This window comes from Psychromonas sp. KJ10-2 (assembly GCF_047323255.1).
GTDB lineage: Bacteria > Pseudomonadota > Gammaproteobacteria > Enterobacterales > Psychromonadaceae > Psychromonas.
The window spans coordinates 2,235,840-2,254,625 of the sequence record NZ_CP178827.1 but is presented as its reverse complement, the minus strand read 5'-3'; the positions used below and the strand labels follow the sequence as shown (position 1 = coordinate 2,254,625).

The following is an 18,786-nucleotide window of genomic DNA, read 5'->3' as shown; positions in this document are numbered from 1 at the left end:
ATTAAATGCATTTCGTAGATTTGGCGAGTCTTTACGGAAGACAACGCCCATCTCTTGGTTTTCTGAAATCGGGCCAATCACCTTAGTTTTACCCGCCACTTCTCTAATGCGATTAATATATCAGGCACATCCAGTAAGGTTAGCTCAGCATCGTTATTTAATATAGCTGGAATCATCTCATTTAGCTTTCTTTCTGTGACAGGCAATATAATTTTAGCGCCTGTATTGTATAAGTTATATAGATCAGGGTCTAAACAGGTTTGTTTCATTGCTAAGACTTCACGGCTTTTTAATAAGCCTTTTACCGTTTTGATATCTTGTTTAATTGAATCTGATGGCGTAATAGGCTTAAGTGTTGAGTCTGCTCTTGCCATTAACCAAACGGCAGAGGGGAAATAAGGGGTAGAAAAATCAACGACTTCTTTTCTCCAAGGCAATATAGTTGCCCCTGTGGCCAGTATATCTCCTTTTATCTCATGTTGAATGTGTCCTTTGACGACGACATCATTGACATAGCTTGCATTACGTCCGGTGAGTAGCGTGATTGAGTTATGCCAAGTTGCTTCAACAAATTGGTATCGTAAACCTAAATGTTCAGCAAATCTTTGCATTAATTCAACATCTAAACCACTTACTAGCGTCTTGTCACTCTCTTTATAAATATTAATGAAGTTTGCATAGGGAATGCCAATATGTCGTAACACACCGTCTGCTTTGATTTCTGCTAAGTCGCGAGCATGACTCACCTGACTATAAAAGCCTAAAATAAGCAGAAACATTGCCAGCCACTTAAATTTAGTATTTACCATAAAAAGGACCTTGGAAGAGAGAGAATTATTTTACGTTTTCTTTATTGTACCTCTTAAGGGTAGGTTGTAAAAGCCACGATTGTGAAGTGGCTTAATGATTTAGACCATGCTGTTAAATACATTTTTCATGGCTGTTATTAAGTTATCTACATCATCTTCGTCATGGAAAAGGTGAGTGGATATCCTTAAGGCATGAGTATCCAAGGTATCACTCTGTTGCACCTTAAAATCAGTGGTACGGATAATAAAACCAGTTTGTTCACGTAATGCATCTCTAAATGCAGTGAGCGTATCTGAATCATTCACATCTGCAAATGGATTAAAGCTGGTGATAGCACTAGCTAGTTGATCAATGTCTGGAGAGTAGATGACAGCATCTGGAAAAGCAGACTTAATCTGTTGTTTACAACGTTTACTAAGCGCAAGTACACGCTCTTCAATTACATCTCGTCCAATCTCATCCCACATTGCACAAGCATCAGCTAATGCTTGTTTAGCAGGATAGTTATCATTACCTATATATTGTAGTTGTAATTGCGCACCAAGGTAATCTGCATGGCCTAAGGAGGAGTTAATAAACCATAATGAGGTATCACGGTCAGACCAATATTGATCTAGGCGTTGTGCACTGTTTAAGACAAATAAAATGCCTGTTGCGCCTGGTCCGCATTGCCATTTATGTCCTGAACCAGCATAAAAATCACAGCCAATATCATGCAGATCAAGGTCCAACATACCAATTGCATGCGCACCATCAATTAAGGTGGGGATTTCGTTCGGTATGGCGACTTCTTGGCAAATTCGCTTAGCAGGTAAACGAGTCCCAGTTTTGTAAGTAATATGTGAGAAAGTAATTAAGCGGACTCGACCTGAATACTCGCTTACGGCATGGGTAAACAGATCAACAAATTCTTGCTCAGTAATGTTTTCATCCCCAGTATCTACTGGAATATCTAAATAGATCACCTCTACACCATAGCGTTCGGAAACAACATGTAATGGCGATTCTGCAGCAACATGCTCATGGTGAGTTGTTAATATTATATCGCCTGATTCAAATTGCAGACCGTTTAAAATAGAACACATGCCATCCGTTGTATTGCGACTAAGAATGATTTCATCTGCATTTGCACCTAAACCAGCCGCGATACTCGTACTCATTTCTGTGGTATAAGGCCACTCTCCAAATTTGTCTTGCATATCCCATGGATTTTCAGCCACACTGAGGTTATTGGCATAATAATTCTTTAACACACTACTTGGCATCGAGCCGGTGGTACCCACATTCATGTAGGTGGTGTTTTTGTCCAATACAAACTGTTTTTTTACTTTATTCCAGATCGATTTATTGTGGCGAGCGTTGTAAGACTGGTGGTTATTTTTGGCGTTTGCTGTGCTGGGTAATAAGCCTGCGGTGATACCTGCTGCGGCGATGCCTGAGGTTACTTTTAAGAAATGTCGTCGTTCGTTAGACACTGCTTTATCTTCAATCATATAAAATCCCTTCAGTTAGATGAAAATATAAGCATAAAGGAATTAATAAGAAAAGCGATGATGCTTTTATGAATTTGACTGTAACATACTGAAAGTTATGGTTAGACCTCAGCTCTTTACCTTGGTCATCATTAACGGACAACTGCTGATTTAGTGGCTTCTGTTTGCGAGATTTAATTTAAATGATTTGTAAAATATCGAAATCATGAACTTTATTATTTATGGTCATGCTGACTTCTGCATCAATTTTTTGACCGAGTAACATTGCCCCAATCGGTGATTCTGGTGTGACGACTAACACAGTATGTTGTTGCCATTTGAGTTTTACACCGCCTGCTACAGGACAAATAAACAAGTACTTAGCTTGAGCATCTTGATCAACTAAAACCACTAAGGAGCCTAATGCTCCTTTTAATGAACTTCCTAATGGCAAGCTAATACAAGCATCGATATCTGCTTGGCATTTTAACGCTCTTTGAGATTGTCCATGGGCGAGATAAGCTGCTTCAAGGGCTAATGTATCATATTGGTTTTCAGCAATATTTTCTTCATTAGTGGCCGTTTCATGTGCGCTTTTTGCTGCAGCTTGTGCGTTATTTAGTTGCTGCTGCAAATGGGTCATGAGTTGCTGGTGTAGCTGAATTTTGTTCATTTTAAAATCATTAAATAGGGCTAGGTTTACAATGCTCGGATTATACCTAGCCTATTTAAGAATTGATTGTGAAAATCTTATTTTCCAGCTTTATTTAGTCTTTATCTTTCAAGTATTGCTCAATATTGACGCTATCGATTTGCGATGCATGCAAATATTGTTGAGCATATTGTAAGTAGGTACCGCTGCTTAAGAATAACCTAAATATCGCTAAATTGAGATGTTTATCCATGGTGATTTGATATAACACATCGATAGCTTGGCTTAATGATAAGGTCGCTTTAACGGGTGACTTAATGGTTGTTAAAGCGATAAAAATATCACTGAGAAACATAATATGCTCAGCTATACTCAAATCAACCTGTGTAGAACTTTTAGGGTAAGCAATGGCCGTCAATCGACTATGATACATAGATAAGTCAATAACAGTGCTTTGACTTTCTGCATTAGACAGTGCATTCAGCATGTTTTTAATTGAGCTAAGTTGTTGTTTTGCTTCCTGAGCTTGCTCTACTGTTGCAGTGCCTTGTTGAATCGATAGTTGATAAAATTCATTACCATGAGTTAGTGCGTTGTTAGTCGTGCTAGGTTGCTCTAGTTGACTGGTTAATTCATGGTTTATTAAATACTCGGTCGCCGGTAACTTCTGCTTTTTCATGGCAAGATTAATGGCTTCAACCGCTGATAGTCCGAGACTGTTATCAAAGTAACGTAACCATGTTTTTTCGCTCACCTGTTGTAAACGTTGGTGATCTTGGGGACTTAATGAGGTGTGTCCTTGGTTTAGTTTAGCCACAAACTCAAAGTCTCTCATCAGTTGCAGTTGTTGCTTAATGAGTTTTTCTTTTAGCGGTTTATTCTGCTCTGGATTCGCTCTACTTTCCTGATAATAATGTATTTCTGCATCTCTCCAAAGCACCTCAAAACGCATGCGGATCTCATGTATACGATTATAAGGAGTATCTAACTTCGTCCCTTTATTAACTAAGTCATCGGCATTTAAGTGTTGATATAAATGTGTCCAAGCCATTGCTTGAAAATGATTAAAAGCTGTTTCATTAGATAAAGTGAATGTTGAAAATTCAGGAGAGTGTGATTTACTCGCGGCGATTCCTAACAGGCCAGTTAATGTAGGATAACGATTAATTTGGTTATTGTTATTAAGTGCTTTGTTATCAATAATTTTAGCATTGAGCGAAGCAAATAATGACGCTCTTTCTTGGTGTTTTATATTTTGCTCTGCAATTATCTCACTCATCTCTGCGATTGTTATATTTAACGAATTTAACTCACGGAAACGGCTTGTTTTAGGCGTAAATTTCTTGTAATTATTTGACTTAGCAGCCTCTAACGAATGTATTAAACGCGTTAATGCTTTACTGATAGGTACAGTAAATAACCAGGATAAAAGGATTGATAAGGCTAAACAGGCTAACAATATCTCAAGAGATGTTTTTATACTAGGTAATAATAAAGCTTGTTTAGGTGTCAAAAATGCTAGGTAACTAGGGGCGTTTGTTTCTCCCTCTAGAGGCGTTAAATAAGCATAATAGTGCTGCTTCTCGATTTCGATTTGAGTTAATTGGTCAGTTGTTTTTGAATCAATTAAATCCATTAATAATGGGTAAGGGGAGTACAGTGGACTTTGCCATTTTTCTGCGTTTGAGGTGGCTAAGAGATGCCCTTTATTAGTGAATAGGTAAAGTTCATTATGTAAGTCAGGTGAGCTTATATCTTTTAACGCTTCACTGTAGTCAGCTAGTTTAGTTTCAATAGCAATAACCGCATTTATCTTGTTGATTTTTTTAGAGTAGGTTAGGTTTTTTTCTGTCTGCGAGGTAATTGCTAGTGGCACTTGCTGCGCAGCCTTGTACCATTCACTGGTCGTGATGTCGCCGGTAGTTATCTCTTGAAACTTGCTGAGGAAATGGAACTTGTTATCGAAATACAGCTCTTCACGAATCGTTTCTGTTGCGTTTTTCTGAATCGAGACAAGCAACCACTTTGCCTGTTTTACTTGATGAATATATTGTGCACTTTGTGGTTTGTCTAAAGCCACCAGTTTTTGCAAATTGCCGTTTTTAAAGCCTACAGAAAGTGATTGATAACGTGTTTGTTGATTCAGTATTTGTGCAAAACGGGTAATGGCACTAGGTGTGAGTCGATTATTAACACTGATCATCTGTGAATTAGATAAAGCGGTGAGTTGCTCATCCATTTGCAGTTTATTTTGTTCTGTACGCTGAGCTATTTGAGCCGCGGTATATTGATAACTTCGTAAACTGCTGTCTTTAGCTAACTTTTGACTATGATAAAAGTGTAAACCCACTGCAACGACGCTAATTAATAAACAGGAAAATAAAAAGGCACTAAATAACCGAACACCGATCGACAGAGTTGCTTTTGTAGCAGATTTAGACATGACTTTTCCTGATATTAATACGATTATTCCTAACAAAAGTTCAAGGTGCTAGGTACTGGTTAATAGGTGAAATACACCCAAATAAGGTGGTTCGATTTAACTCTGTATCAGACCATTAATATCTATTTTTGTTCGCATTGTTTTTACTAATTTTTGCTATTAGTAATCACCTTAGGAACAGGGGAATATAAGGGAGGATAAGTGTATGGAAGTTGGCAAATAAAGAAAACACTATTACCCAGTAGCAGATGGATAATAGTGCTTATAGATCAGTTATTTATTCTTGTTTACTTTGCCACTCTTTGGCTTTGTTAATCAGTGGCACGATACTAGAGCCTTGAATTAAGATTGAAAACAGTACAACACCGTAAGTCATTACTAGGATAATCTCACGAACATCGATATTCTTTTCAGGGATCACCCAAATACCAGCAGGCACAGCCATTGCCATAGCTAGGGCTAAACCACCACGTAACCCACCCCAAGTTAAAATACGCACAGAGTAGGGGTTATAATGACGGAAACGGTTAAAGCCAACATAAGATAAGCGAATACTCAGATAGCGTGCCAACAATACAACCGGAATAGCGATTAACATGATGATCCAGTCTTCTTGATAGAAGCTGAATTGCAGCATGCTTAAACCGATTAACAGGAAGAGTAGACCATTTAAAAATTCATCCACCAGTTCCCAGAAATGATCTAGTTGCGCCTTGCTCTCCTCTGAGAATCCGGTTTTTCTGGTCCAGTTACCAATCATGATACCTGCTACAACCATTGCTAAAGGAGCTGAAACGCCAATTAATTCACCGAATACATAACCAGCTGTTGGTACGCCAATAGTAAATAATAGTTCCATTGCATGGTCGTTGGTTGCACTTATTAAGTAGTGGAACAATAGCCCTAATGCAAAGCCATATACAATACCGCCAATCGCTTCATGCAAGAACAACATAGAGACATTGCCTACCGTCAATGGCTCACCAGAGAAAGCGATATTGAATATAGTGACAAAAATGACCAGACCAAAACCATCATTAAACAGTGACTCGCCCTCTATTTGAGTAGAAATACGTTTAGGAGCATTTAACTTTTTAACAATAGCAAGTACGGCGATGGGATCTGTAGGTGAAATCAGGGCGCCAAACAATAAACAGTATATAAGGTCAAGAGGTAGTCCAATTAACTGGCAAATATAGTAGAGCACAAAACCTACAAAGAAAGTGGAGAATAGTGTAGCGCCTAAAGCGAGCACAGTAATCTCCCATTTTTGATCTTTTAAGCTTTCTAATTTAATGCCTAAACCGCCAGCAAATAATAGAAAACCTAATAAACCATTTAATAGAAAGTGTTCAAAATCTATCTCTGTTAATTGAGTAACGGCAACTTCTCTTAATTGAGTAAAACCATTTTTACCCGCGATGATAATAATCAGAGATAACAACAAGGATCCTGCTGTAATGGCAATGGTACTTTGCCATTTTCCTAACTTACTATTAATTAGAGTGATCAGCATTGCAGCTGCAGCGAGGAAGCATAAAGTGGCGTAAACGGACATAGTGATAACCTGAGGTGTAAAGGAAATGTAAATATAATGCTAATTAGTCGTAAATACTATGGCTTGTTGATTATTACACTGCTTGTTTGACTGTTTTTTAAACAAAAAGAGTGTGAATAATGAATATAAATCATTTCATTATTAATTGTAGATAGAGAGTTAAATGTGATCATGGTCACTAAATATATTGAACTTATCTTGAAACGATCCTACGTGCCGTTTTTTGCTTGTGAGAGATCGACCATTGCCTACGTGCTAGATCCTTACTTTAAATAAAGATTTTTAGGTGTTACATAAATGTAATTTAAGTATAACTTATTGAAAATAAAGTGTTAGTTTTTTTCGTTCAATGAGTTATGTATTTATTTTATTTCGGATTGGTCTTATTCACTCAATGCATCGTACTATTTCTCCCGCAAACAAGGACGTAGACGATTAACAGGATGTTAATCAGCAACGGAAAGCAGGAAACAACAGGATGTTGTTACTTAGGTAAATAAGGATTATTTATCTAGTCAGGATGACCAAAGGACACTTCAGGATGAAGTTAGATAAGCAGGAAGTTTATCGTTAAGGAAAAGCAAGGACGAATTACAGGATGTAAAAGGACACCTTCCAAGGATAGGGAGCAGTTAATAAGCAGGATGTTTATTAAATAAGGATGTGTCACGGAAGAAACCAGCAGGATGTTGGCTTGATAAGCAGGATGTTTATCGTATAAGGATGTAAACAGGGAAGACGCCCAAAGGATTTGGGAAGGGGATGCCTAGTATGGCAATAGTCAAAAGGATGTTTTGCATGGAGCAACTTCTATCACGGACTTGATAGTGAGACTAAATTAGGGCAGCTTCGGCTGCCCTTTCCTGTTTCTGGGCTTAAATATTTTAAATACCTATCATTTCAATAATACCAATTGCTACTTTCAACATTGATTATTGTTCAGTCAAAACGTACCCTAAACTCTTTTTTATAGGTGTATCAATATGGCTACTTTCTATGCAGTCGAAATTCCTTTCAATTATCGTAGCACCTGTTGGTTTTGTGGTGAACCTAGTGATAAGAAAATAAAATTTCCTCAGTATGATTACGAAATCAATATTTTAGATCATTTACCCCTCACTATACCTAGCTGTAAAGAGTGCTCAAGTATTGTTAAGCGCTCAGCGTTTACGTCTATTTATCATTACCGTGATGCGATTAAAAAAGCATTAACCAAAAAGCATCAAAAAGTATTAAGTATCGGATCTCATTGGACTAAAAAAGAGTTAGAAGAGTCTGAGTTAGAGGGAAGTGCTTTTGAAGGATTTAAACGCAGTGCTTGGCCTATGTTCGAAATGATGCAAGGTCGTATCAATTATCAAGGGTGGCCTTTAGTGGTTAACAATCAGTTATTGGTTGTTGATAGTGATAATGATAGTTTTGAGTTTGATGGTGTTATCTATGTCTCATTGGATGATGCTGTTACGCATGCGGTAAAAACCTTTTTCCTAGATGAAGCCTTATTTACTAGGGTGTTGAGTGTGTTAGGTAAAAATAAATTTAGCCAGGCGATACGTTTATGTCGTTTATACCCTAACTTAACAGCAAGCAACCGAGAAGATGTGTTTTTAGAGATTCTAGATAGTATTGGATTGTAATCTCAATTATTCTTATTAAGAGCTCTATTTTTACGAAAAGTCGGATCCGTTATTTAATATACTTGGCATAAGCTGGTTGGTAGATATTAAGGAAATTACATGAGTACAACTAAAGATAAACAAGACCCAACGAAAAAAGAGTCCGAAGAAGAGTTACAGGCTTGGTTAGATGTTGTGCATTTTGGTAGTTGTTGTAGTGACCCTTTACCAAGTAATGAAGAGTCTAAGCAAACTAAGACCTGTTCTACAAATGCTAAGAAAAATGAACAAGATAATGATTAAATTTTATTGTATTAAAAAGCCTAATAATGCGGTGATTATTAGGCTTTAACTGACTTTTTAATCGAATTATTATTTAACTTGCTTATTACGACGAGCCAACCCAAAACCTAACAGACATAAGCCTAATAACGCGGCTCCTGCTGGTGCTGGAACTGATGATAATGCTGTTGAAGAGAACGAAACATATGTCTCTGATCCATTTGCAGTGATTATCCATTCAGCAGCTGTATCATCAAACCCTACTGCACTAATAATACCCGTTCCCATCAATGTTACATCGATGAATGTACCAGCAAGGTCTACAGTATTGAGTAGAACACTTGTAATTTCAAAGGTAAAGTCACCAACTGTCCATAAAACTGTAGGCAAAGCATCAGAAATGTCGAAGTCTGTAAATGCTGCTGTTGTGCCATCTAAACCAGAAAAATCTCCGGTTTGAAGGAACGAATCGTCGCTAACTGTAATCGTATTAAACGTCACGGTTTCAACTGCTAGACCCGAACTGTCTACAGTAACAACACCTCCACCAGTAAAGTTAATTGTACCGTCGATTGATATCGCTGATGCAGTGCTTGTCGCTAATAAAAGTAAAAACAAGCTAGTTATTCGTATTATTATTTTCTTCATGTCTCCCTTCCTTATTTAATGGATTATTCCATGTATAGAAATAAAGCATAATTAGTACCAAAAAGATCAAATTTACTTAAGTTTATTATAATCAATGGTTTGTCGTTGGGTTTATGATCTTTATTTTATTTATATTTTTCATTTTGTAAGGTTTTTCAACATGGCTTATTTTCAGTAAGCCTCATTGAGTATCCAATTTCATCGTTTTGTTATATATAAATAGGGTGTTTATTTGATGTTTAAATGTTTGTTTTTATTAGGTCTAATAGGGATTGTAAAAAGGTGGCTTAGCTACATATTGTTAATTTATAACCAATTGTTTTCATATTGATATAATGTAAACTTTTTCGATATCCCGATAGGGATAAGTGCTTCAGGTTTGTATTGCTATGCTATTGATTTTTTCTGCGGCTAGCACTGTTATTCAGTCAAATAGACCTACGATTGAGTGTGAATATTAAAGGATGTTGATCCCGATTTTATTCAATTGAGTGGGTTTAATTTAACGTACGGAGAATCAGTTAGTTGAATAGGTAACGAGTTGTTCTGTTATACCAATTGTATTAAATAACTGATCTAAATTTTGCGCTGGAAAAATGGCTTAGTTTGAGGCGTAAGTTGATGTAAATGGTTGTTCCCTATACGAAACTTACAACGAAAAAATAAGTTGTTTTAACAAGTAAAATAGATCAGTTACTTACTATGATTGGTATTAATGACAGTACTACGAAGAAATAAGCCATTTTAATAGGTTAATTAGATAAGTTAACTAGTATGCTTGGTATTAGATGCCAACAAAGAGAAGTCTCGGAATAGATAATGCTTAGCAGTCAGTTTAATAAAATAGATAAATATTTAGCACAATTAATGGGGTATTGGCATTACAATGCTTTTTCATTGGATGGTTATCCTGCATTTAATGAGAATAGTGCGTTAATTGAATTTTTAGCATCGATTGATCAAGCAAAGTTATCTCTATATCAAAATAACCCGAGTTTATTACACCCTCTGTTAAAGCAATTTATTCCTGAGTTATTAGATGTGAGTGATCCTTTTTTTGAAGTGAAGGATCTAAGCGATAAGTTAGCAAGTAATATTCCATTTTGGTTTAAAAATGGCATCAAAGGCAGAAAGTTAACACAAATTGAGCAATTTTCTCAGCGTATCAATGATCAACTTCCTATCTTAGAGTGGTGTGCTGGAAAAGGCCATTTAGGACGCCTTATTCACTTTAAAAATAATAACCCTGTGACAGCTGTGGAGTGGAATGATGAGCTTTGTCTGCAGGGGAAAGTACTCGCTGAAAAACATGCCATACCGCAAACATTTTACCAAGCCAATGTATTGTTGAATGAAGCTGATATACATTTAAAACAAGAGCAACATGCGGTTGCTTTACATGCTTGTGGAGATTTGCACAGACACCTCATTAACGCAGCGGGTCAATCTGAAACTGAGAAAGTAACGATTAGTCCCTGCTGTTATCATTTAACTAAAGACCAGTACTACCAGCCACTTTCTAATCATGTTCAACAAACCAGTCAGTTATTGTCAGGACTTACCTTAAGCAAACAGGATTTAAAGCTAGCTGTTTCACAACAGAATACTTTAGGTGATCGTCAAACGGAATTAAATGATCAAGAGGTTTGGTGGCGATTGAGTTTTGATTGTTTACAAAAAGCGATACGTGGTACTAGTACTTATTTAAACGTGCCGAGTTTTCCTAAAACCTTACTTTCAAGTGACTTTAGTGAGTTTGCGCAATGGGTGATTGAGTGTAAAAAGCTATCATTTGAATTGCCAGCTGACCTCAGTGAGTATTTACAGCAAGGTAAAGAGCGCTTTAATCAAGTACGCAGAGCAGAGTTAGTTTCTCAATTTTTTCGTCGACCATTAGAGCTCTGGTTAGTTTATGATAGAGGATTACGTTTGCAAGAATGGGGTTATCAAGTGCAAGTGTCGACGTTTTGTGAATCACAGGTCACACCACGTAACCTGTTAATCCAAGCGAGTCGTTGATGCTATTTCATGGACTTGGTTTTGAGTTGGCTAATGAATAAAACCAATCCGCCACCAATTACTCCCCAAATCACCGAGCTTAATCCCCATAATGCGATTGGAGAAGCTGTGATTAATAGGGTGATCACTGCGGCTTCATTGACATGTTTTGATTCGCTATTAACACTCTGTTGTAAGCTATGTGTGATCGTCCCAAATAAAGCAATACCCGCTAGTGCCAAGATTAAAGAGGAAGGTAAAAGCGCAAACCAAGCCATAATATAAGCGGCTAATAGACCTAGTATTATATAAAAAATACCTGCCCAGATACTTGCCCAATAACGTTTCTTGGGATCTTCATGAACATCCTCAGACATACAAATAGAAGCGCTAATTGCAGCAAGGTTCAGTGCATAACCTCCAAAGGCCGCAGTAAATAAATTAGTGAATCCAGTAATGGATAATACTTTCTTAATCGGTGCGTGGTAGCCAAAACTCTGCAACATGGCGATACCAGGAATATTTTGAGCCGCTGTCGTCACGATAAATAACGGTATGCTAATACCTACTATCACCGACCATGAAAATTCTGGCTGAATAAATTGTAATGTGCTCCATTGCCAATCAATGCTTTTACTTTCAATGAGTTGTAGTTGCCAAGCTAAAGTGGCAGACACTATGATTACAATTAATAATGCCCATTGCGGCGCAAAACGCTTTGCTAATAAATAGCTGATAAACATACTAATGATTAAGATTGGCTGGAGATCCATCTGAGTAAAGACAGAAAAACCAAAGTTTAATAATATGCCAGCTAACATCGCTGATGCTAGTTGTTGAGGTAACCATTTAAACAGTTTATCCAAAGGCATTAATAGCGGGAAAATAAATAACAGAAAAGCACCAACAATAAAACCGCCGGCCGCCTCGTTGAGTGTAAACCCTTGTACGTTTGCCACCATCAATGCAGCACCTGGTGTTGACCAGGCGATGAGAACAGGAATGCGGTAACAGTATGAAAGGGCAATGCTCAATAACCCCATACTAATACCCAATGCTAAAAACCAACTGGCAACCATCTGACTATCACCACCAAGGTTAATCACTAGTTGATAGAGTAGTGCCACTGAACTAGAAAATCCGACAATCACTGCCACTAATCCAGCGCTCATTGCCGCAATAATAAAGTTGACCCGATGCCAAACAGTTTTCATAATACCTTCCGTGCGTTTTAACGTACAATATGCTTAAGCTAACATTGACTGTTATAACGCACAAGGTAAATATGTCAGATTTTATTAATGAAACAGTAGCTACTCAGCTTAAAAAAATCGTACAGGAAAAGGCTGGAGTTTGGATGTTGCGAGTCAGCATTGTGGTGTATCAAAAGCCATGTTAGGGCAGATTGAACGAGGCGAATCTAGCCCAACTATTGCAAAGCTTTGGAAAATAGCGACTGGCTTTAATTTGCCATTGTCTGCTTTTTTAGGTGTGAATAATGAGCAAACTTCTCATATACAGGGCCTTTTAGCGGACAAAAAAGTGAGTATTAATACACTGTTTGAATTTGATAAACACACTGGCATTGAGATGTTTGAGTTGTGTTTTGCCATTGGCCATGAACAATATTCAGAGGCGCATCAAACAGGTGTACTCGAGCATATTGTTGTAACCTGTGGTGAAATGGAATACTTTTGCGGAGATCAGTGGCATAGACTGAATACTGGTGAAAGTGCTAAATTTAATGCTGATCAAGCACATGGATATCGTAATGTAGGTAATGACTTATTGCGCTTCTTCAATATTATCCATTATCCTTAATATGAGTTATTCGAAGGGAAGTATGATGAACATAAGGAAATCACTGTCACTGTTGCTGGTTAGTTTGCTCTTTTATTGTGTATCTTCAGTGGCGGACCAAGCGCAACGTGTGAGTAAAAAAGAAGCAACATTAGCCTTGCAGCTATTACAAAATGAACATATCCAAGTACTCAAAAATATTGTGAAAGCTGCGGGAACACCACACCTGAAAACCTAGTGATTGAAACAAGTAAGATTCAGGATGCACACTATAAGGGTTTATGGGAAGTAGTGGTTAATGGGCAAGCTATTGATTTAGCTTATTATTATCTACCAATCAATGGTCGCTGGAAGAATCTGGCTAGGACGGTAGATATTTACCTTGATGATGTACCTAAATATTTAGATCAAATCTCTTTACAAGAGAAAGTTGAGAATGATAGAGGTTGGTATATCAATGAAAAGCAAAATGTGATTTTGACTAAAGAGGTCAATACAAGACCTATTATTGCTCTGTTAGGCAGAGGCAGTTATCAGAAATTAAGTATATTTTTTCAGACTAAACAAGCACAAGGTTGTGCCGACGGACAAAGTGAACAACCTGAATCAACACCTATGTATGTTAATCAAGAATTGGTGCGCTTTGCGGTGATTTGTAAAGGTGAATTAGTGGTTTTTTATGCAGATACAGAACCGAGTAACGATTTTGTATTGGCACAATTTTTAGCGCAACCTTCTGTTACGTTAAAAGCCTACTCTGGTGGCGAAGACTTCATTTTTAGTACTAAAAATTTCAACGAATTATATGAAAAAGCCACAGGTAAAACTAATTAACATTTTGAAGTAAGGAAGATAATGAGCAACACCACCATTTATTATTTACAGATGCTAGCTGAAACTGAGTTAAAGGCTAAGCCAAGCGTACCTGGTTTAACGATTACCGAAGCAAAAATTAAAGAGTATCGTTTTAACCGTTTCCTCTATTCGTTAATTGGTGAGCAGTGGCAGTGGTTTGATAAATTGAAAGAGTCCGATGAAAGCTGGAAAATCTATGTTGAACGCGATAATTTGCGAACTTGGGTAGCTTATTATGAAGGGGCTATTGCTGGTTACTTTGAGTTAGAGATTGCTGAAGAACAAGCAGTAGAGATTAAGTATTTTGGATTAAGCCCTGCCTTTATTGGTAAAGGTTTTGGTGGTTATTTACTGAGTTATGCCATTCAACAAGCTTGGCAAACTTGTCAAGCTAGGCGTCTTTGGGTTCATACCTGTAGTTTGGATCATCCGAGCGCTTTAGCAAACTATCAAGCGCGTGGTTTTAGCTTATACCATCAAGAAATAGAGTATTAAATTTAAGTAGTAAAAAATATCATTTTTTAAATAACTTATTATGACAAAAGTGCAAAACGGGTGGTAGGATACTGAGATTTTTCAGAGTGAAAAATATGCCAGCTGTATTGTGTTTTTTAATAGCGACTTTTTTATGGGGAAGTTCTTTTATCACCTTAAAAGTGGCTATTGATTTTTACCCGCCTAATTTTGTAATTTTTTTGCGTATGCTGATTACCTTGGTGATTTGCCTCTGTCTTTGGCCTTGGGTAAAACGTTTTAAATATCAACAGGGTGACTGGAAGTGGTTGCTGATCATGTCACTAGCAGAGCCGTGTTTATATTATCTATTTGAAGGACACGCAATGCAGTTTACCTCAGCATCACAGGCTGGGGTCATTGTTTCTTGTTTACCTCTTTTAGTGGCTTTTTTTGCGTACTTTTTACTACAGGAAAAACTCAGTAAAAACATAATAGTGGGGTTTTCCCTGTGTATTACAGGCGGCATTCTACTCAGCGTTGTTTCTCCTCATACTGACCATGCACCTAACCCATTATTAGGAAATAGTTTAGAAGCCTTAGCCATGGTGTGTGCCGCTATCTATGTGGTGGCGATGAAGCATCTGTTAAATCGTTACTCGGCTTTATCACTGATTGCACTACAGGGCTTATCTGGCACACTATTCTTTGCGCCATTTCTTGCGTTTATGGAGTGGCCACAACAACATGACTTTTATGCCTTGATGAACATTGTGTACTTGGGCTCTGCGGTGACATTAGGTGCTTACGGTATGTATAATTATGGCTTGCAACGCTCTTCTGTACTCACTGCCGCTGCTTATTCTAATTTAGTGCCTGTATTTGCCTTGTTATTGTCGGCATTGTTACTGAACGAAGTGTTAACCTTATGGCAATGGTTAAGTATTTTTGTGGTATTTATCGGGATCATGGTCAGTAAGCGCCACGAACAAAGTGCCGTTGAGTCGACATTAAATCAAGCGTAATGTCTGCGAGTTAACCAAGTGAATGCGCTTCAAATATTTGTAATAGATAGCTTTTACCTACATCATGACAGTATTCTCTCGATAAAGGTTAATCAGTAATATGAATTATCTTGCGCATTTACATATTGCCGAGGTTACCAATACCAGCTTTACTGGTAACTTCTTAGGTGACTTTGTTAAAGGCAATCCAGATACACAGTTTCCTGCAACCATTGTTGAAGGGATCCGTTTACATCGCTTTGTGGATAGTTTCACAGATAAACATACACAAGTTCTTGCAGCAAAAAAGCTATTTCCAACGCATCTTCGTCGTTATGCTCCTATTGCGTTAGATATGTTTTGGGACCATTGTTTAGCGGCTAATTGGTCTGATTTTCAAGCGTTAAGTTTACGTGAATTTTGTTGTTTAGCTGAGCGTCAAATTGAGCAGGAAACACTCGCTGAGAATGTGCAATTACCGGAACGGTTTATGCGTATCAATGGCTTAGTATGGCGGGATAAATGGATCGAGTCCTATCAAAAAATCAGTAATATTGAATATGCCTTACAAAGGATGTCATCACATAGCCCAAGAATGGCACCACTTGCGGAAACTGGCGAAGTGTTGGTTGAGCATTATCAGGACTTCGCAGCTATTTTTACTGAACTCTATGCAGATGTGTTAGTAGCTAGTAAACAGTTTGTCAGTGATTAATAAATATAAAAAAGGAGGCATATAGCCTCCTTCAATCACAATATAGCACGGTGAATATTAGTCTTCTTTAGTGAATAAGTGAGCGATGTTTTTAAAGTCACTTTTTCCTTCAGTAATTTCTTCTACTGATAAACCTGATGCTTCATGTGGGAATACTAACCATTCATCTGATTCATGGATGTAGTAATCAGGTACCATATCTACAGCTTTGTTTTTTGGCTTGTAGTATGGTGTCGCAATACGCACGTCACGTGGCATATTTAAACGCATTACTTCAGTTAGCTTTTCAGTTAACGCAACAACACTTCGTCCTGAATCAAATACATCGTCAACAATCAGTAAACCATCGTCTGCATTTGCATTTTCAATGATGTAATGTAAACCATGTACTTTAATGGTTTTGCTTTGTTTACCGATGCCGTAGTAAGAAGAGGTTCGTACTGCGATATGATCTGTTTCTACTTTTTTGTAGTCAAAGAATTCTTGAACTGCAATACCGATTGGTGCACCGCCACGCCAAATACCAACTATAAACTGTGGGCGGAAGCCACTATCGTAAACTTGTGATGCAAGACGAAATGAGTCTTCAAGTAATTGTTGTGCAGTGATAAAGACCTTATCAGACATATCATTTTCCTCTGGAATTAAATTAGTCGCGCAGTTTAAACTAAAAAATAGCATTCTGCACAATTTGTATGCTAAAAAAACAGATAAACAAGCCTTTTATGACGTAAATTATATAATTTTCAGATCTCATTAAGAAATCCCCATCATATTAGGCTACTCGAAAGATCTAAATCTACAGAAATATTGGTTCTATTGTTTGATAAGAGGCAAATTATGTTACGAATTTTAAGATATCCGCCGGTCATCACGCTGTTATATATGTTAATGATGCTGTTAATTAGTTATTTATTGAGTAGTGTGAATGTTCACTTACCTGTTTTGCATTGGTTGGCTTTATTCATTGTCATTATCGCTATGTTGGTGGTTTTATCAGGAGGCTGGGCATTCAAAAAAGCCAATACAACCGTTGACCCAACTACCCCAGAGAAAGCCTCTGTGCTAGTAAATACGGGTATCTATCGTTATTCGCGTAACCCCATGTATTTAGGCTTGCTTGGTTTGTTACTTGCTGAAGCCTGTGTATTAGGGAATTCATTATGCTTATTAGTGATCCCTTTTTATATCTACAGTATGAATAAGCGCTTTATTGAGCCGGAAGAGAAGGCATTAATGCGCATCTTTGGTTCACAGTTTGAAGCCTATAAAAACCAAGTTAGAAGGTGGTTATAAATAAAAGTAAGCTATGCCTTAAGTAATCACTTAAGGTATAGCTTGTTAGTGATTACTCACTTACTTCGTTGTCGCACGTTTTTCCGTCTTGAAGCTGTTGTAAATTATCCAGTGTTGTTTCAGCAATGCTGGTTAATGCTTCTTTAGTTAAGAAAGCTTGATGGCCAGTAAAGATAACGTTATGACAAGCCGATAAGCGTCGGAAGGTATCGTCAGTAATAATTTCACTAGAATGGTCATTAAAAAACAGATGCTCTTCTTCCTCATAAACATCTAAACCTAACCCTCCAATACGCCCTGATTTTAACGCTTCAATGGCATCATGTGCATTCAACAAACCACCGCGACTAGTATTCACAATCACGACGCCTTTTTTCATTAAATCAAAGGTATTTTTATTTAATAGGTGTTTGTTATCGCTAGTTAATGGGCAGTGCAAGCTGATCACATCACTGTTTTTGAATAGGGTTGGGAAATCAACATATTCAGCGCCTAGTGCTTTGGCATGAGCAGAAGGGTAAGGGTCAGCAGCTAGAATTTTACAACCAAAGCCTTTAAAAATAGCCATGGTCGCAATACCAATCTTACCGGTGCCAATAATACCAACAGTTTTACCGTGCAGATTAAACCCAACTAGGCCTTCTAATGAAAAGTTAGCATCACGTGTGCGCTGGTAGGCTTTGTGAGTACGACGGTTTAATGTCATTAATAACGCAATGGTATGCTCTGCCACGGCTTCAGGTGAATAAGCGGGAACACGAACGATGGTTAAACCTAATTTTTTAGCACAATCTAGATCGATATTATTAAAACCAGCACAACGCATCGCGATATATTTGATTCCTAGCTCATGCAGCTGTACTAATACTTGTTCGCTTAAATCATCGTTTACGAAAGCACAAACAGCATCATAGCCCGAAGCTAATGCCGCAGTTTGCTGGTTAAGTTGAGTATCAAAAAAATTAATACTCATGGAAGCTGAAATTAATGGTTCAAAGTGTTGAATATCATAACTACGAGAACTGAACATAGCGACTTTCATAAAAGGTAACTCCATGTTTTAAGATAAAAATACTGTAATTTGAATATTGATTTGGCAAAAATATTGATTGGTTTTTCTGCTTTATCTCGATTGTACACTTTATACGTTATAACTTAACTATAGGGATGACTTTGTTAGCGGA

The 18,786-nt window shown here is 37.5% G+C and carries 19 protein-coding genes; 10 read left to right on the top strand and 9 right to left on the bottom strand.

Features of this window, described 5'->3' with window-relative positions; all coding sequences use genetic code 11:
* Positions 1–77 precede the first annotated feature (77 nt).
* The 5 genes from ACLKL2_RS10790 to ACLKL2_RS10770 form a co-directional block, all read right to left on the bottom strand.
* Positions 78–809 (bottom strand): ABC transporter substrate-binding protein, encoded by a 732-nt coding sequence (locus ACLKL2_RS10790; RefSeq protein ID WP_413691629.1) that lies wholly within the window; start codon positions 807–809, stop codon positions 78–80.
* 99 nt (positions 810–908) lie between these two features.
* Entirely contained in the window at positions 909–2,303 is a 1,395-nt protein-coding gene (locus ACLKL2_RS10785) for an aminotransferase class V-fold PLP-dependent enzyme (RefSeq protein WP_413691627.1), read from the bottom strand.
* Positions 2,304–2,481: 178 nt separating this feature from the next.
* On the bottom strand, positions 2,482–2,955 hold the full coding sequence (locus ACLKL2_RS10780) for a transcription elongation factor (protein WP_113819908.1): 474 nt from the start codon (positions 2,953–2,955) through the stop codon (positions 2,482–2,484).
* A 94-nt stretch (positions 2,956–3,049) separates the two neighbouring features.
* On the bottom strand, positions 3,050–5,377 hold the full coding sequence (locus tag ACLKL2_RS10775) for a hypothetical protein (protein ID WP_413691626.1): 2,328 nt from the start codon (positions 5,375–5,377) through the stop codon (positions 3,050–3,052).
* A 277-nt stretch (positions 5,378–5,654) separates the two neighbouring features.
* The gene (locus tag ACLKL2_RS10770; protein ID WP_113819910.1) at positions 5,655–6,935 is read right to left on the bottom strand and encodes a cation:proton antiporter; all 1,281 of its coding nucleotides are present in this window, start codon (positions 6,933–6,935) and stop codon (positions 5,655–5,657) included.
* 983 nt (positions 6,936–7,918) lie between these two features.
* On the opposite strand from ACLKL2_RS10770, the gene ACLKL2_RS10765 reads away from it, so the two are divergent.
* On the top strand, positions 7,919–8,572 hold the full coding sequence (locus ACLKL2_RS10765; RefSeq protein ID WP_413691625.1) for a hypothetical protein: 654 nt from the start codon (positions 7,919–7,921) through the stop codon (positions 8,570–8,572).
* A 99-nt stretch (positions 8,573–8,671) separates the two neighbouring features.
* Entirely contained in the window at positions 8,672–8,854 is a 183-nt protein-coding gene (locus tag ACLKL2_RS10760; RefSeq protein ID WP_413691623.1) for a hypothetical protein, read from the top strand.
* A gap of 69 nt (positions 8,855–8,923) precedes the next feature.
* On the opposite strand, the gene ACLKL2_RS10755 is transcribed toward ACLKL2_RS10760, so the two are convergent.
* The gene (locus ACLKL2_RS10755) at positions 8,924–9,481 is read right to left on the bottom strand and encodes a hypothetical protein (protein WP_113819913.1); all 558 of its coding nucleotides are present in this window, start codon (positions 9,479–9,481) and stop codon (positions 8,924–8,926) included.
* Positions 9,482–10,300: 819 nt separating this feature from the next.
* Between ACLKL2_RS10755 and ACLKL2_RS10750 the strand changes: the two genes are divergently transcribed.
* Entirely contained in the window at positions 10,301–11,500 is a 1,200-nt protein-coding gene (locus ACLKL2_RS10750) for a methyltransferase (protein WP_413691622.1), read from the top strand.
* 2 nt (positions 11,501–11,502) lie between these two features.
* Here ACLKL2_RS10750 and ACLKL2_RS10745 read toward each other — a convergent pair whose 3' ends face one another.
* The gene (locus tag ACLKL2_RS10745; RefSeq protein WP_413691621.1) at positions 11,503–12,693 is read right to left on the bottom strand and encodes a benzoate/H(+) symporter BenE family transporter; all 1,191 of its coding nucleotides are present in this window, start codon (positions 12,691–12,693) and stop codon (positions 11,503–11,505) included.
* A gap of 139 nt (positions 12,694–12,832) precedes the next feature.
* Between ACLKL2_RS10745 and ACLKL2_RS10740 the strand changes: the two genes are divergently transcribed.
* From ACLKL2_RS10740 to ACLKL2_RS10715, 6 genes are all read left to right on the top strand, one after another.
* Positions 12,833–13,300 (top strand): helix-turn-helix domain-containing protein, encoded by a 468-nt coding sequence (locus ACLKL2_RS10740; protein ID WP_413691619.1) that lies wholly within the window; start codon positions 12,833–12,835, stop codon positions 13,298–13,300.
* Between the two features lie 22 nt (positions 13,301–13,322).
* Positions 13,323–13,517, top strand: a complete 195-nt coding sequence (locus tag ACLKL2_RS10735) for a hypothetical protein (RefSeq protein ID WP_413691617.1) — start codon at positions 13,323–13,325, stop codon at positions 13,515–13,517.
* A complete protein-coding gene (locus ACLKL2_RS10730; protein WP_413691616.1) occupies positions 13,517–14,113 on the top strand; it encodes a hypothetical protein in 597 nt (198 codons plus the stop codon). The genes ACLKL2_RS10735 and ACLKL2_RS10730 overlap by 1 nt, the downstream gene beginning before the upstream one ends.
* Before the next feature lie 21 nt (positions 14,114–14,134).
* Positions 14,135–14,629 (top strand): GNAT family N-acetyltransferase, encoded by a 495-nt coding sequence (locus ACLKL2_RS10725; protein WP_113820453.1) that lies wholly within the window; start codon positions 14,135–14,137, stop codon positions 14,627–14,629.
* Between the two features lie 95 nt (positions 14,630–14,724).
* A complete protein-coding gene (locus tag ACLKL2_RS10720) occupies positions 14,725–15,612 on the top strand; it encodes a DMT family transporter (protein WP_413691614.1) in 888 nt (295 codons plus the stop codon).
* 100 nt (positions 15,613–15,712) lie between these two features.
* Positions 15,713–16,306 (top strand): ACP phosphodiesterase, encoded by a 594-nt coding sequence (locus ACLKL2_RS10715; protein ID WP_413691612.1) that lies wholly within the window; start codon positions 15,713–15,715, stop codon positions 16,304–16,306.
* Positions 16,307–16,363: 57 nt separating this feature from the next.
* Here ACLKL2_RS10715 and ACLKL2_RS10710 read toward each other — a convergent pair whose 3' ends face one another.
* A complete protein-coding gene (locus ACLKL2_RS10710; protein ID WP_113820450.1) occupies positions 16,364–16,933 on the bottom strand; it encodes a phosphoribosyltransferase in 570 nt (189 codons plus the stop codon).
* A 213-nt stretch (positions 16,934–17,146) separates the two neighbouring features.
* Between ACLKL2_RS10710 and ACLKL2_RS10705 the strand changes: the two genes are divergently transcribed.
* Complete coding sequence (locus tag ACLKL2_RS10705; RefSeq protein WP_413691611.1) at positions 17,147–17,602, top strand: methyltransferase family protein; 456 nt, start codon at positions 17,147–17,149, stop codon at positions 17,600–17,602.
* 52 nt (positions 17,603–17,654) lie between these two features.
* Here the strand turns inward: ACLKL2_RS10705 and ACLKL2_RS10700 are convergent, their stop codons facing one another.
* Positions 17,655–18,644 (bottom strand): 2-hydroxyacid dehydrogenase, encoded by a 990-nt coding sequence (locus tag ACLKL2_RS10700; protein ID WP_413691609.1) that lies wholly within the window; start codon positions 18,642–18,644, stop codon positions 17,655–17,657.
* Positions 18,645–18,786 lie beyond the last annotated feature (142 nt).

Bases quoted from the DNA above. Each gene is read 5' to 3' on its own strand.
- ACLKL2_RS10790 (WP_413691629.1), bottom strand. From the start codon at position 809: ATGGTAAATACTAAATTTAAGTGGCTGGCAATGTTTCTGCTTATTTTA.
- ACLKL2_RS10785 (WP_413691627.1), bottom strand. From the start codon at position 2,303: ATGATTGAAGATAAAGCAGTGTCTAACGAACGACGACATTTCTTAAAA.
- ACLKL2_RS10780 (WP_113819908.1), bottom strand. From the start codon at position 2,955: ATGAACAAAATTCAGCTACACCAGCAACTCATGACCCATTTGCAGCAG.
- ACLKL2_RS10775 (WP_413691626.1), bottom strand. From the start codon at position 5,377: ATGTCTAAATCTGCTACAAAAGCAACTCTGTCGATCGGTGTTCGGTTA.
- ACLKL2_RS10770 (WP_113819910.1), bottom strand. From the start codon at position 6,935: ATGTCCGTTTACGCCACTTTATGCTTCCTCGCTGCAGCTGCAATGCTG.
- ACLKL2_RS10765 (WP_413691625.1), top strand. From the start codon at position 7,919: ATGGCTACTTTCTATGCAGTCGAAATTCCTTTCAATTATCGTAGCACC.
- ACLKL2_RS10760 (WP_413691623.1), top strand. From the start codon at position 8,672: ATGAGTACAACTAAAGATAAACAAGACCCAACGAAAAAAGAGTCCGAA.
- ACLKL2_RS10755 (WP_113819913.1), bottom strand. From the start codon at position 9,481: ATGAAGAAAATAATAATACGAATAACTAGCTTGTTTTTACTTTTATTA.
- ACLKL2_RS10750 (WP_413691622.1), top strand. From the start codon at position 10,301: ATGCTTAGCAGTCAGTTTAATAAAATAGATAAATATTTAGCACAATTA.
- ACLKL2_RS10745 (WP_413691621.1), bottom strand. From the start codon at position 12,693: ATGAAAACTGTTTGGCATCGGGTCAACTTTATTATTGCGGCAATGAGC.
- ACLKL2_RS10735 (WP_413691617.1), top strand. From the start codon at position 13,323: ATGATGAACATAAGGAAATCACTGTCACTGTTGCTGGTTAGTTTGCTC.
- ACLKL2_RS10725 (WP_113820453.1), top strand. From the start codon at position 14,135: ATGAGCAACACCACCATTTATTATTTACAGATGCTAGCTGAAACTGAG.
- ACLKL2_RS10720 (WP_413691614.1), top strand. From the start codon at position 14,725: ATGCCAGCTGTATTGTGTTTTTTAATAGCGACTTTTTTATGGGGAAGT.
- ACLKL2_RS10715 (WP_413691612.1), top strand. From the start codon at position 15,713: ATGAATTATCTTGCGCATTTACATATTGCCGAGGTTACCAATACCAGC.
- ACLKL2_RS10710 (WP_113820450.1), bottom strand. From the start codon at position 16,933: ATGTCTGATAAGGTCTTTATCACTGCACAACAATTACTTGAAGACTCA.
- ACLKL2_RS10705 (WP_413691611.1), top strand. From the start codon at position 17,147: ATGTTACGAATTTTAAGATATCCGCCGGTCATCACGCTGTTATATATG.
- ACLKL2_RS10700 (WP_413691609.1), bottom strand. From the start codon at position 18,644: ATGAAAGTCGCTATGTTCAGTTCTCGTAGTTATGATATTCAACACTTT.